Below are 13349 nucleotides of genomic sequence, written 5' to 3' on the forward strand. Positions count from 1 at the left end.
TTTGAGCATTGACCCCCCTTCCGTAGTCTCCTCCGAACAGTCGTCCCCGCAGCCGCAAACGGCCTCCGGCCGGGCGGTACCTGCAAAAGCAGCCGGTAAAACCCCGCGCGGCGCACGGGTCCCCGCACCGGATGCCCTGGATCCCCGCACGAAGACCGTGATCGGGCTCCTGCTGGTCTCGTCCTTCGTGGTGATCCTGAACGAAACCATCATGAGCGTGGCCCTGCCGCGGCTCATGGCAGATCTGAATATCACCGCCGGAACCGCCCAGTGGCTGACCACCGGCTTCATGCTGACCATGGCGGTGGTGATTCCCGCCACCGGGTTCCTGCTCCAGCGCTTCTCCATGCGCGGCCTGTTTATGACCGCCATGTCGCTGTTCAGTGCCGGAACCCTGCTGGCCGCACTGGCCCCGGGGTTCGGAGTGCTGCTGGCAGGACGCGTCATCCAGGCCGGCGGCACCGCCATCATGCTCCCGCTGCTGATGACCACCGTCCTCAACGCCGTCCCCGCCCACCGGCGCGGACGCATGATGGGAACAATCTCGATCGTCATTGCCGTGGCTCCGGCCATCGGCCCCACCGTCTCGGGCATCATTCTCAGCGTCCTTGACTGGCGCTGGATGTTCTGGCTGGTCCTGCCGATCGCAGTGCTGTCCCTGATTGTGGGAGCGCTGAAGGTCCAGAACCTGACCGAGTCCAAACGCGTCCCCTTCGACATCCTCTCCATTGTGCTGTCCACCTTTGCCTTCGGCGGACTGATCTTCGGGCTGAGCAGCATTGGCGAAGCCGCCTCCGGCAAGGCAGTGATGCCGCTGTGGATTCCGCTAACCGCCGGCGTCCTGGCCATGGCCGGATTCATTCTCCGCCAGCTGGTGCTTCAGCGCACCGACCGGGCGCTGATGGACCTGCGGACCTTTGCGAGCAAACCCTTCGTCGTCGCCATCGTCCTGGTTCTTGTCAGCATGATGGCCCTGTTCGGATGCCTCATTGTTCTGCCGCTGTACCTGCAGACGGTCCTCGGGCTCACCACGCTGAACACCGGACTGCTGCTGCTGCCCGGCGGGGCTGTCATGGCAGTTCTGTCACCGATCGTGGGCGGACTGTTCGATAAGTTCGGTCCGCGTCCGCTGGTCATCCCCGGAGCAATCGTGCTCAGCGCCGCGCTGTGGGGCATGACTGCCCTGGACGAAAACAGCCCTGTTGCCCTGGTGATCGTGCTTCACTGCCTGCTGAACACCGGACTCGGATTCATTTTCACTCCTTTGTTCACCTCGGCTCTGGGTTCCCTGCACAAGTCGCTGTACTCCCACGGCAGCGCCATCATCAACACGCTGCAGCAGCTGGCCGGCGCCGCCGGCACGGCCGTGTTCATCACCCTGATGACCACGGGGACCACCGCAGCGGTAAACGGCGGCATGGCGGCTGTACCGGCCGCAGCCGCCGGAGTTCACACGGCCTTCTTCTGGGGCGCGGTCATTTCACTGGTGGCCGTGGCGGCATCATTCCTGGTGCGCCGTCCCACCAATGAACTGCCCGACGGCGTAACCCTCCACTAACCGCACCGCTGCGGTCCCGGCTCAGGAAATGAAGGGGCCGGGACCGCAGCTCGGATTAGTTTCGCAATCCCTCGGCGGAATGTGCCCCGGGCACTATTTCATTGGCACCCTTCGGCTAAACTGTTTCGAAGGGGTGGTCCAGAATTATATGAATAAGGAACAAGACCACGTGGCTCAGAAAAGACAAGTTCTGCTGATTGACGACCTGACCGGTGATGACGCGCAGGAAACTGTGAAGTTCGCACTGGACGGCGCTCAATACGAAATAGACCTGACGACCGAGCACGCTGCTGAACTTCGCGAGAAGTTGAGTCCGTATCTTTCCAGCGGGCGCCGCCTGCGCGGGGGAGCTTCCGGGCGCAGCGCCCGGCGTGAATCTGCGCCGCGCAGCGATGACAGCCGAAAGATCCGCGAATGGGCGATTGACAACGGCTATAAGCCCAGCGCCCGCGGACGGATCAGCCAGGAAATTCGAGAGGCGTACAGCGCCGCTCATTAGTGCGATTCCGCGGCATACCTGCCGCGGCCCGGGCGGGATGCTTTCACGGGGGCAGGAATGGTCCCGCCCGGGCGCACCCGGCAGACCTTTGTTCCGGTTTGCCCGGTCCGGTCATATGGCGTGACAATCCGCCATATTTCCCCGTCTCCGCGTCATATAACGCGCTTCTGGAGTTTCAGCGCGGCCTGCCGCATGCTGGTTCCAGCCCCTCCGCACGGCACCCGGCACCGGCCGGAGAGGGGACGCACCCGCGTTGCCGGTGGATGAGAGCCTGCGTCCACACCATCCAGAGCAGCTGAGAGACCTGCCTCCGCGACGCTGCAGCTTCCCCGAGGACATTTCCATCCGGAAGGGTGCTAACGGCAGGAACGATGGAAGGAATACCCATGTCGCCTGACCGCATTTCCACCAGCCACGCCGGTTCACTGCCCCGAACCCCCGAACTGATAGCCGCCAATGCGGCCCGCACCTTCGCCGCCGACGGTTTCACGCTCGAACGAACCCCTGAGTTTGAATCGCTATTAGCCGCAGCCGTTCTGGACCTGGTGCAGCGGCAGAAGGATCTCGGCATTACCATTCCGGGCGATGGTGAATACGGCAAGGCCATGTCCAATGCCGTGGACTACGGCGCCTGGTGGACCTACAGTTTCCAGCGCACTGCGGGACTGGAACTTACCGAATTCAATCCGATCACCGCCGCGCCGATTCGCAGTGAACCGGGCACCATTCGGCTGACCTCATTTGCCGACCGGCGGGACTGGACCAGATTTGCCGCAGCCTATTCGGATCCGGAAAGCGGGATTCAGCTCGGGCGGAACGCCACCGCTTTTCCCACAGCCACCGGTCCCATCAGCTACACCGGCCACGAGGCCCTGTCCAGCGATATAGCCAACCTCAAGGCCGGACTGGCCGCCGCAGACCTTCCCTCCGGGTTTATTACGGCATTGTCACCCGGCTCGGCAAGCCGAATCGGGAACGGGTTCTACGCGAGCGAGGAAGAATTCATCTGGGCCTGGGCGGATGTCCTCCGGGAAGAATACAAAGCCATCGTTGACGCGGGGCTCACGGTACAGATCGATGATCCCTCAATTGCCGAAAACTGGGACCAGATCAACCCCGAACCCAGCGTCGAGGACTATCAGCGGTTTACGCAGATCCGTGTGGAGGCACTGAACTACGCCCTCCGCGGGCTGCCCGAAGAGCAGATCCGCTTCCATGTCTGCTGGGGATCCTGGCACGGGCCCCACACCACGGACATTCCCTTCGCTGACATCGTGGATCTGGTTCTGGGCATCAACGCCGGCTCCTATTCCTTTGAGGCTGCCAACGTCCGCCACGAGCACGAGTGGACCATCTGGCAGGACAAGCAGCTTCCGGACGGCAAGGTTCTGGTTCCGGGCGTGGTCTCGCATGCCACCAACGTGGTGGAACACCCGGAACTTGTGGCCCAGCGGATAGAGCGCTTCGCCTCCCTCGTAGGCCCGGAAAATGTTATTGCCGGCACCGACTGCGGTCTGGGCGGCCGGCTGCACCCGGACATTGCCGTTGCCAAGCTGGAGTCGCTGGGCCGCGGCGCCGAAATTGCGGCGGCGCGTCTCTATCGCCGCGCATCTTCCGTGCGCTGAGCGCTGTACCGCAGCGGGTGCGGGGCGGCAGATGACGTCGCACCCGCACCCTTGACGGACCGCTGCGGTGCACGCATACTCGGTCACTAAGCGATTAGTTAGTTCGCCGGAATGAGTGACCAACGATGCGATGGAGCCGTTATGACGACCACTGAGACCCTTCCTGCCCCTTTTGACCCCACGGCGGTGCAGGATGTGGACAGCGACCTGTATCTGTTGGACAACCTGCTCGATGACCAGGCGAAGGACGTACAGGCCCGCGTCAGGGAATTTGTGGACAATGACCTGCTGCCGGTGATCAACGAATACTGGGAGCGGGCGGAAGCCCCGTATGAACTGATTCCCAAGCTGGCGGCACTGAACATTGCCGGCGGAACGATCAAGGGTTACGGGTGCCCCGGCATGACCCGGCTCGCTGCCTCTACGGCTGCTGCTGAGCTCGCGCGCGGCGACGGTTCCATCAATACCTTCTTTGGTGTGCACTCGGGCCTGGCCATGGGCAGCATCGACATGCTCGGGAGCGAGGAACAGAAACACCGCTGGCTGCCTTCCATGGCCCGCTTCGACAAAATCGGGGCGTTTGCCCTGACCGAACCGGGCCATGGATCGGACTCCGTTTCCCTGGAAACGTCCGCCCGCCGCGAGGGGGACAGCTACGTCCTGAACGGCAGTAAGCGGTGGATCGGCAACGCGAGCTTCGCCGACGTCGTCATCATCTTTGCCCGTGACGAAGCGGACTCCGCAGTGAAGGCTTTTGTGATGGAGAAGGATGCCGACGGCCGCCATCCGGCCGGCTACAACGCGGAGGTCATTACCGGAAAGATGGGCAAACGGGCCGTCCTGCAGCCCAATATCGTGATTGAGAACCTGCGGATTCCTGCGGAGAACCGGCTGGAAAACTGCAACTCGTTCAAGGACGTCAACAGGGTCCTGGCGGCCACCCGCGGGGGAGTGGCGTGGGAAGCGCTCGGCCATGCGGTCGCCTCGTACGAGATTGCCGTCGCCTACGCGAAAACCCGTGTGCAGTTCGGCAAGGAAATCGGCCGGTTCCAGCTTGTGCAGAACAAGCTGGCCAACATGCTTGCCCAGCTCACCGCCATCAAGCTGACCTGCTTCCGCCTGAACGAACTCGCCGAAGAAGGTGTCATGACCAGTCCCATGGCGTCCATGGCGAAGATGTTTGCCGCCCGGCAGGGCCGCTGGATCTGCTCCGAGGCGCGCGACATTATGGGCGGCAACGGTCTGCTCCTGGAGAACCACGTGGCCCGCCACCTGACCGACATGGAAGTGGTGTTCACCTATGAGGGCACCGACACCATGCAGTCACTGATCCTGGGACGGCACATCACCGGATTCTCCGCCTTCGCCTAGGATGGGCCCATGGCGGAATGGGATGATGTGCTGGCGGCCGTGGCAGCCGCGCTTGGGGGAGACAAACCGGGGGCCCGGCGTTTGCTGACGGAGTGCTGGGACAGCACGGCGCCCGAAGACCACGGCCAGCGGTGCGTCCTGGCCCATTATCTTGCCGATGTCCAGGATGATCCGGATGCCGAGATCGGTTGGGACGAGACCGCACTGCTGGAGCACGGCTTCCTGTCCGACGGCGATCTCGCGCCGGTGGGCATTCCTGCCGTCAAGGGCATGCTTCCTTCGCTGCACCTGAACCTGGGCGACGGATATCTTCGCCGCGGTCAATTCGACTTGGCGCGCGAGCACCAGCAGGCCGGACAGATGCGCAGCAAACACCTCTCCAACGACGGCTACGGTGCCATGATCCGCTCCGGTCTGGACAACCTCGGCCTGCGCATCTCCGACGCCGGCGCCTGAAGCGCCGGCATCCGACGCAGTGGATCATTTTGCTGCGAAGACCTGCTGCTTCATGGTCACTGCGGACGACGACGGCGGCCTGCGGACGTATGCTCCCTTCGGCTACAGGGCCCTCGCTGCAGATCATTCCCTGGCCTCTGTCCTTGCCGGTGCACCATGACCGACAAGTCATTACCAACAGAAAGACGAGCGCGTAACCTAGGGGGCATCCGCGGCCGGGGTTGAAGGGGGCCGTTCGTTCCGGGGAGGTTGGAATGTCCGAACCAGCATCGTCCAGCGCTGTTCCTCCTCCCGGGCCGGATTTCCGCGCCCCCGATGCAGCTACTCCGGAGGGCAGGAAAATCATCCGCCGGGCAGTGGCCGCTTCGGCGATGGGAAACGCCACCGAGTGGTTCGATTACGGGGTCTACGCGGTGGCTGCCACGTATATCACCGCCAACTTTTTCCCTGGCGACTCGGCAACGGGCTCGGTGTGGACCCTGGCCACTTTTGCCCTGTCCTTCGTGGTTCGGCCCCTGGGCGGGCTTTTCTGGGGGCCGCTGGGAGACCGGATCGGGCGCAAGCGCGTCCTGGCGCTGACAATCATCCTGATGGCCGGAGCCACCTTCGCCATCGGCATCCTGCCCACGCATGAAAATGTTGGGATCCTGGCTCCGGCGCTGCTGATCGTGCTGCGGATGATCCAGGGCTTCTCCACGGGCGGTGAATACGGGGGAGCGGCCACCTTCATGGCCGAATACGCACCGGACAAGAAGCGCGGCTTCTACGGCAGTTTCCTGGAGTTTGGAACCCTGGGCGGTTTCGCCCTGGGGTCCCTGATCGTCCTTGTCTGCAGTCTCGTGGTGGGAAACGACGCCATGGCCGACTGGGGGTGGCGAATTCCGTTCCTGATTGCCGGTCCGCTGGGAATCATCGGACTCTATCTGCGGACCAGGCTTGAGGATACGCCTGTCTTCCGGGAGCTCGAAAACCGCCACGAGGTGGAACCAGCCGCGGGATCGGCCCTAAAGGACCTGCTGGTGAAGTACTGGCGGCCGATGCTGACCATGGCCGGCCTGGTGGTTGCGCTCAACGTTGTGAACTACACCCTGCTTAGCTTCATGCCCACCTATCTTGAGGGAACAGTGGGCATGGATGCCGACGTCGTTCTCACCCTGATGTTTGTGGGGCAGCTGGCCATGATGGCTTTGATTCCGTTTGCCGGGCGGTTGTCAGACACAGTGGGCCGCAAGCCGATGTGGCTGGTCTCGCTGATTGGCCTCTTTGTTCTCGCCGCGCCCATGTATCTGATCATGGCCGGCGGTTTCTGGTTCGCATTGCTGGGCTTTGCGGTGCTGGGTCTGCTGTATATCCCGCAGCTGGCCACGATCTCGGCCACCTTTCCCGCCATGTTCCCCACCCAGGTGCGCTACGCCGGCTTCGCCGTCACCTATAACGTCAGCACCGCTCTTTTTGGCGGCACCGCGCCGGTGGTAAACGAACTGCTGATCAACGCGACCGGCAACCCCCTGGTTCCTGCCTTCTACATGATGGGGGCCTGCCTGGTGGGGCTGGCCGCGGTTGCCGCCATGCCCGAGACTGCAGGCTCGTCCCTGCGGGGAATGAAAATTCCGGCGACCCGGGCAGCGCGCCGTCCCAGACTGACCTAAAGGGATGCGCCGGGCCGTTCGAGAGGAGCGGAAGGGACTAGGGGCCCCTCTTTATTTCGAGAATTCGTATCCAGCTCCATCCATTTATATAAAGTTTTTCGGATATACCGCTCCGCCTGCCGCGGAACACGCAACAGAGCACCACGACGCGCTCAACCACAGACTTCACTACCTAATCCAAGAAGCCGAGGTGCTCCGGGGCCCGGGCGCCGGCTACCACCGCCGCACGTCTCGCGGCACGGGCGGGCTCCAGATACGCCGCCACGGCACGGGCAATCTTCGCTCCGCCCTGGACAGACGGTTCTATCGGGTTGGCATAGTCGCCGTCGTCGTCGCACACCAGACGCAGATCGATCACTGAAAGCCCTGATGTGAATGCCGCCCGGGTGATGACGTCGTTGAATACGGCAAGGGCTGTACGGATAATCCTCTGGTTGGGCTCGGAAGCAGGAGTGTCGTAGATGGTGCAGACCGCGGCCGGCAGCCCAGTTGCGGCCACTGCTGTCACCATTTCCAGATAACCGACGGTGAAGGAATCTTGTGCGGAGGCCAGTTTCTCCAGTGCGTCGGCGACGGTGCCTGCACCCGCGGACAACACCCCGGAATGTCCCAGCGCGTCGTTGCCTCCCGCACTGATGACGAGGTGGGTCGCGGTCGCGGGCAGCTTGCGCAGTTGGCGGATGACACCGGCTGCAACGTCGCCGTCAAGGGCCAGCAGGGTAGTGGTCCAGCCGGCGGAAAGCTCCCCGCGCAGCTGGGCGGCGACATCCGGACCGCCGCCGGTGTAGGCACCGTTGTCAAAGATGGAGTCACCCAGCAGGACCACATGGGACGGTTGCATGGCGATCAGTATGCACCCCGCATATTCATCGGGGAAAGTGCCGCGGGCTACGCCCCGGGCTCTTGGGGGATGCTCCAGATTCCGGCAGAGGCAGTTCGGTCCACGTAATCGGTCATGGCACGGGCCGGGCGGCCCAGCAGCTGTTCAAGGTCGGGCCTGACGTTGCTGACCGAACCGTTCATGACTTCGGCGAATAGCCAGGCGATGCCCTCGGCCTCTGCAGGGCTGAGCCCGTACTCCCCGGCAGCCGCGACAAAATCCGCAGGCGCGGTCGGCTCATGGACAACCCTCCGGCCCAGCCGGGAGGTCAGGAGCCCGGCCGCTTCACCGAACGTCAGGGATTGGGCCCCGGTAAACTCCAGAACCGCGTTCCCCCTGGCGGCGGCCGCATAGGTTTCCGGGTCCGTCAACAGGGCCTCCAGTGCTTCTGCGGAGTCTTCAAGGTCCACAAAGGGTTCGGAGACCTGGTCCACCGGCACCCGCAGCCGTCCGTCCAGAACCTGGGGATACAGAAAGTGTTCGGAGAAGTCCTGCTGGAACCAGGCCGAACGCACGACGACGGCGGAGGGAAAAGCGGTGCGGACCGCCTCTTCGCTGGGGCTGGCGGCGGAATCACCGCGGCCGGACTGCAGCACCAGACGGCGGACGCCGTGCTCCCGTGCCGCGGCGGAGAACGCCCCGAGGATTTCCGGTGCCTCCGGATCCGCAACGTCGGGGGCGTAACAAAGGAAGGCGGCGTCAGCTCCGGAAAGGTGCTGATGCCAGGATTCCGGCGCGGTCCAGGAAAAGGACGGAGTGCCGCTGCGGGATGCCCGCCGGATACTGCAGCGGGCGTTGCTGCCCAGGCGGGAGACGAGGCGGCGGCCGGTACGGCCTGTTGCGCCGGTCAGGAGAATCGTTGATGTGTTCATGCCTCCATCCCACCCCTGACGGCGCCTGTGCTCCATAATGAATCCGCCGGAGTTGTTTCGAATTCGTCCAGCCCGGCCCGGTGAATTGCACGGTAAATGCACCGGTAAACGCACATCGGGAAACAACGATCGGGGAAGGAAGAGTGGAGTCCTTCGAAGCCTTCGTTGAGGGGCCGCGGGCCAGGGGCGCGTTTGTGCTGAGGCTTGAAATGGACGGCGAGTGGTCCATTCGGGTGGCGGACGAGGCCATGCTGACAGTTCTGGCGGTCCTGGAGGGTAGCTGCTCCGTCACTACTGCCTCGGGAGTGGTCCGGGCGGTGGCCGGCGAGGTCGTCGTTGTACGCGGTCCCGGACCGTACTCCGTCTCCTCGGATCCGGAGCGCTCTGCGGATTTCATCATCCCGCCGGATCAGTCCTGCATCGACGTCCACGGCAACCGTCTGGTTGAGTCGATGCAGCGGGGTGTGCGCACCTGGGGCACCACGGAACGGGGCAGGGACAGGTTTCTGGTGGGCACGTATGCCGATCCTCTCGAAATCGGACGGCTTTGGGTGCAGCTGCTGCCCGAACTGTTGGTGGAGGCCACTGATTCCTCCACGCGTGCCTTCGCCGACCTGTTGGCGGCCGAGGCGGCCACCGAAGCTCCGGGACAGGCCGTGGTCCTGGACCGGCTGCTGGATGCGCTGCTCGTGGCCGCACTGCGAGCGGCGGGACCGGGAATCGCCCGGCAGGGGGATCCGCTGATCGACCGGGTTATTGAACAACTCCACGCGAATCCCCGAAGGGCGATATCAGTGGAAGCCATGGCTCGGAGCGGGGCCCTGTCCCGGGCTGCGTTTTCGCAGCGGTTCAGCCGCCGCACCGGGCTGGGACCCGGCGCCTACCAGCGCCGGCTGCGCCTGGCCTGGGCGGCGGACGAGCTGCGCGCAACAGCCCGGACGGTGGCCGCCGTGGGGGAGGAAGCAGGCTACGGCAGCCCGGCTTCCTTCTCGAGTGCCTTTAAGCAGGAGTACGGGCAGAGTCCGCATGGCTGGCGGACTGTGGGCAGCAGGGGAGCGGGCGGCGGGGGAGCGGCCGGCCGGGCGTGAGCCCGGAGCCCTAGTGGCTTGCGGGCACTCCGGCACCCAGCAGGCGCAGGGCGACGGTGCTGTGGTGCTCAGCGATCTCCGCCGCACTGAGCCGGCCGTCGCTGCGGTACCAGCGCGCGACGTCGATGCACAGGGACAGCAGGGTGACAACGGCCATGTTGGCGTCCGGTACATCGAAGACGCCCTGTGCCAGGCCGTCCTCAACAATCCGGCGGAATTCGTCCTCCACCTGGTGGCGCATCCCCAGCACGTCACGGAGGTGTTCTTCGCTCAGGGCCGGCAGCTCAAAGTTCACTACCCGGGACTTGGTGTGGTTGGCAGCCTGCCACTCCACCAGGCTGCGCACCAAAGCACTCATCTGGTCCAAGGGTCCGTCAGCGGAGGCTGTGCTGGCGCGCACCAGTTCGAGGGTCCGTTCATGGCCGACTTTGGAGATGCTGTACAGCAGGTCTTCCTTGGACTTGTGGTGCACGTAGACAGCTCCGGAGGTGACGCCGGCCCCGGACGCGATGTCCCGCGTCGTTGTTCCGTGGAACCCCTTGGCCGCGAAGGCCTCGGTGGCAGAGTCCAGCAGACGCTGGGCGGTGTCGGTCATGCCATGCTCCATTCGGCGGGTTGCTAGTCGCTAACTGAGCGATCAGCAACCAGCCTAACAGTGGCGGGTACGCCAGTCCTGCCGGCGTCCCACCGGCGTCTCAGAGGCTATTTCACCCGCAGGCCCATTACTCTCCCGGTATGGTCCGCACCCGGGTCCATGGCCTCCGGCCACTGTGCCGTCATCATGAACAGGAGGCCGCCGTCGTCGCCTCCTGCGGCGCAGGAGAAGCATCCATGCTCCAATTGCACGGTTTCCAGGACCTCACCGCCCTGCCGGATGCGCACGCAGCGTTCTCCCGGCACTTCCGCAAACCAGATGCCGCCGCTGCCGTCCCAGCAGATGCCGTCCGGCGCGCTGCCCTCCAGTTCGGCCCAGACTCCTTCCGGATCCAGCCCGCCGTCCTCCCGGATCCGGAAGGACGTGAGCCGGCCCGCGTTGGATTCAGCCACCACGAGCGTGGCACCGTCGCCTGACACCAGCATGCCGTTTGGAAAAGCCAGCCCGTCCGCAACTTTTTGGACTGACCCGTCCTGCCGGATCAGCGCGATCACACCGGTGTCCTGCATCTCTCCGGAGTAGTCGTAGCCGATGCCGTTGACGTAGGTATTTCCGGCTGGATGCACGGCAATTTCGTTCCAGGGAAAATCGGAAATGCCGCGCAGATCGGCAACGGGAACGAGGCCTGCGTGCGGGACTTCCAGCAGCACCGTGCCGTCGGCACCGGAGACGACGATCATCCGCCCGTCCGGCAGCCAGTCGAAGCTGATGGGAAAAGACGGCACTGCGGTGACCCGCCGTACGTGTCCGTTCCCGTCCAGTGCAGAGATGGTGCCGGCCATCCAGTCAGCGAACCACAGCTCGTTTCCATGCCACCGGGCTGATTCCCCCATTCCCAGCCCGGATGCCAGCGTTGTCATTTCAACCATCGTGGACACCTCTTTCAGCGGTAGTTTCAGTGCAGAAGGGCGGTTGGAGATTCGGACTGGTTTTCAGTATGCAGCCGCCGCGCCACCCGGGAACAGGGGCGGAGGACTACCGGAACCAGCGGTCAGCCGCACCGGATAAGATGAGTGGCTGGTCAACGGGCACAATACTGCCGGCAGGTCCCTCCGGACCGCCGGTGCCGGGCACCAGTTTCATCCCCGAAAGGACACCCCCGTATGAGCCTGATCCGGCTGCAGGACGTCAATGTTGGCTTCGATAAGACGCAGATCCTGCGTGAGGCCTTCTTCCGGCTGGATCCGAAGGACCGGGTGGGGCTGATCGGCAAAAACGGCTCGGGGAAGTCCACCCTTTTGAAGCTGATCCTGGAACAGATCGAGCCGGATTCCGGCACGGTCTCCCTGGAACAGGGACTGAAGATCGGGTACTTCTCGCAGTTCTCCGAACTGAACGGCGAGTCCACGATCACCGAAGTGCTCGACGCGCTGTTCGTGGAGATCAAGGCTGTTGAGGCCGAGCTTGCCGCCATTGACGAAACCATCGGGGCCGATCCGGAACCGAAGGTCATGGACCGGCTGATCCGCCGGCAGGCCGAGCTCTTCGAGTCAATGGACCGGCTGGACGGCTGGGATTACCCGCGACGCATCGACGCAGCGCTGACCACCCTCGGTTTCAGTGAGGCCCACCGCACCTGCCCCATCGACGCCCTCTCCGGCGGCTGGCGCAACCGTGCGGCCCTGGCCAAGATCCTGCTCGAAGCCCCGGATGTGCTGCTTCTCGACGAGCCCACCAACTACCTCGACGTCGCCGGAGTTGAGTGGCTGGAAGGCTGGTTCCGCGATTTCTTCGGTGCCGCCGTCGTGGTCTCCCACGACCGGAAGTTCCTGGATTCCGTGGTGACCCGCATCATCGAGGTGGAGAACTACCACCTGCACGAATACCCCGGAAACTTTGCCGAGTACGTCATCCAGAAGCAGTTCCGCCTCAAGGCGCTGGAATCCCAGTTTGTGCATGAGTCCGAACTGCTCGCCTTCGAGGCCGAAGGCATTTCGGACCGGCGCGAGGCGGCCAAGTCCGGCAGCGGCGCACTGGACGGAAAGCTCGCCAAGATCAAGAAAGCCCGCGCACCCCGTCCGGTGGACCAGATCATCACCGAGATTTACGGCGGCCTGCACGTCAAGGACAACCTCTGCCGGGTGGAATCCCTGGAGAAGTCCTACGGAGACAAAACGCTGTTCAGCGGGCTGAGCTTTGAAATCCGGCGCGGTGACCGCTTGGTGGTTCTCGGCTCGAACGGCAGCGGCAAGACGACGCTGCTGCGGGTGCTGACCGGCGAGGAGAAGGCCGACGCCGGGAAGGTCGTCTGGGCGAACGGCGCCCGGATGGTCTCCTACAACCAGGTCCTCGCGGAGCTCGACGACGCGGACACCGTCACCCACGCGGTCAACGCCATGCCGGACAGCCTAGCGCTGACCGCCACCAAGAAGTCAGTCAACCGGTTCCTGACCATGTTCCAGTTCTCCGAAGCGGATCTGAAGCAAAGGATCGGGAATCTCTCCGGCGGACAGAAGGCCCGCGTGGCAATGGCCCAGTGCCTGCTCTCCGGTGCGTCAGTGCTGCTGCTCGATGAGCCCACCAACCACCTGGACCTTTCCAGCACCCAGGTGATGGAACGGGCGCTGCTGCACTTCCCCGGAGCCGTGGTGGTGGTCAGCCACGACCGGTTCTTTACCGACAAAATCGCCAACCGGCACCTGGTGTTCGGTGCCGACGGCGCCGCACCCGGGGAAATCGACCTCCGGGTCGCGTAA

General features: G+C 64.1%; 13 protein-coding genes. 9 read left to right on the forward strand and 4 right to left on the reverse strand.

Annotated features, from left to right (window positions below):
- Window position 1: 1 nt before the first annotated feature.
- The 7 genes from WKB88_RS02585 to WKB88_RS02615 all read left to right on the forward strand — a co-directional run bounded on the left by WKB88_RS02585 (window position 2) and on the right by WKB88_RS02615 (window position 7158).
- Window positions 2-1558 (forward strand): MDR family MFS transporter, encoded by a 1557-nt coding sequence (locus WKB88_RS02585; RefSeq protein WP_445818853.1) that lies wholly within the window; start codon window positions 2-4, stop codon window positions 1556-1558.
- Between the two features lie 148 nt (window positions 1559-1706).
- Window positions 1707-2057, forward strand: coding sequence for a histone-like nucleoid-structuring protein Lsr2 (locus WKB88_RS02590; RefSeq protein WP_341392976.1), 351 nt, complete (start codon window positions 1707-1709; stop codon window positions 2055-2057).
- Between the two features lie 386 nt (window positions 2058-2443).
- Window positions 2444-3682 (forward strand): cobalamin-independent methionine synthase II family protein, encoded by a 1239-nt coding sequence (locus WKB88_RS02595; RefSeq protein WP_445818854.1) that lies wholly within the window; start codon window positions 2444-2446, stop codon window positions 3680-3682.
- Window positions 3683-3823: 141 nt separating this feature from the next.
- Complete coding sequence (locus tag WKB88_RS02600; protein WP_341392977.1) at window positions 3824-5053, forward strand: acyl-CoA dehydrogenase family protein; 1230 nt, start codon at window positions 3824-3826, stop codon at window positions 5051-5053.
- Window positions 5054-5062: 9 nt separating this feature from the next.
- On the forward strand, window positions 5063-5509 hold the full coding sequence (locus WKB88_RS02605) for a hypothetical protein (RefSeq protein ID WP_341392978.1): 447 nt from the start codon (window positions 5063-5065) through the stop codon (window positions 5507-5509).
- A 19-nt stretch (window positions 5510-5528) separates the two neighbouring features.
- Entirely contained in the window at window positions 5529-5669 is a 141-nt protein-coding gene (locus WKB88_RS02610; RefSeq protein ID WP_341392980.1) for a hypothetical protein, read from the forward strand.
- A 94-nt stretch (window positions 5670-5763) separates the two neighbouring features.
- Window positions 5764-7158, forward strand: a complete 1395-nt coding sequence (locus WKB88_RS02615) for an MFS transporter (protein WP_341392981.1) — start codon at window positions 5764-5766, stop codon at window positions 7156-7158.
- Between the two features lie 172 nt (window positions 7159-7330).
- Here the strand turns inward: WKB88_RS02615 and WKB88_RS02620 are convergent, their stop codons facing one another.
- Both WKB88_RS02620 and WKB88_RS02625 read right to left on the reverse strand, forming a co-directional pair.
- Window positions 7331-7999, reverse strand: coding sequence for an SGNH/GDSL hydrolase family protein (locus tag WKB88_RS02620; RefSeq protein WP_341392982.1), 669 nt, complete (start codon window positions 7997-7999; stop codon window positions 7331-7333).
- Between the two features lie 47 nt (window positions 8000-8046).
- Window positions 8047-8910: an NmrA family transcriptional regulator gene (locus WKB88_RS02625; RefSeq protein WP_341392983.1), complete on the reverse strand. Its 864-nt coding sequence runs from the start codon at window positions 8908-8910 to the stop codon at window positions 8047-8049.
- Window positions 8911-9053: 143 nt separating this feature from the next.
- Here WKB88_RS02625 and WKB88_RS02630 point away from each other — a divergent pair, with 143 nt between their 5' ends.
- Window positions 9054-9998 (forward strand): AraC family transcriptional regulator, encoded by a 945-nt coding sequence (locus tag WKB88_RS02630; protein ID WP_341392984.1) that lies wholly within the window; start codon window positions 9054-9056, stop codon window positions 9996-9998.
- A 10-nt stretch (window positions 9999-10008) separates the two neighbouring features.
- On the opposite strand, the gene WKB88_RS02635 is transcribed toward WKB88_RS02630, so the two are convergent.
- Window positions 10009-10593, reverse strand: coding sequence for a TetR/AcrR family transcriptional regulator (locus WKB88_RS02635; protein WP_341392985.1), 585 nt, complete (start codon window positions 10591-10593; stop codon window positions 10009-10011).
- A 107-nt stretch (window positions 10594-10700) separates the two neighbouring features.
- On the reverse strand, window positions 10701-11522 hold the full coding sequence (locus WKB88_RS02640) for an SMP-30/gluconolactonase/LRE family protein (protein WP_341392986.1): 822 nt from the start codon (window positions 11520-11522) through the stop codon (window positions 10701-10703).
- 234 nt (window positions 11523-11756) lie between these two features.
- On the opposite strand from WKB88_RS02640, the gene WKB88_RS02645 reads away from it, so the two are divergent.
- Window positions 11757-13349, forward strand: a complete 1593-nt coding sequence (locus WKB88_RS02645) for an ABC-F family ATP-binding cassette domain-containing protein (protein WP_341392987.1) — start codon at window positions 11757-11759, stop codon at window positions 13347-13349.

It is taken from the genome of Arthrobacter sp. G119Y2 (assembly GCF_038069765.1).
Classification (GTDB): domain Bacteria; phylum Actinomycetota; class Actinomycetes; order Actinomycetales; family Micrococcaceae; genus Arthrobacter_B.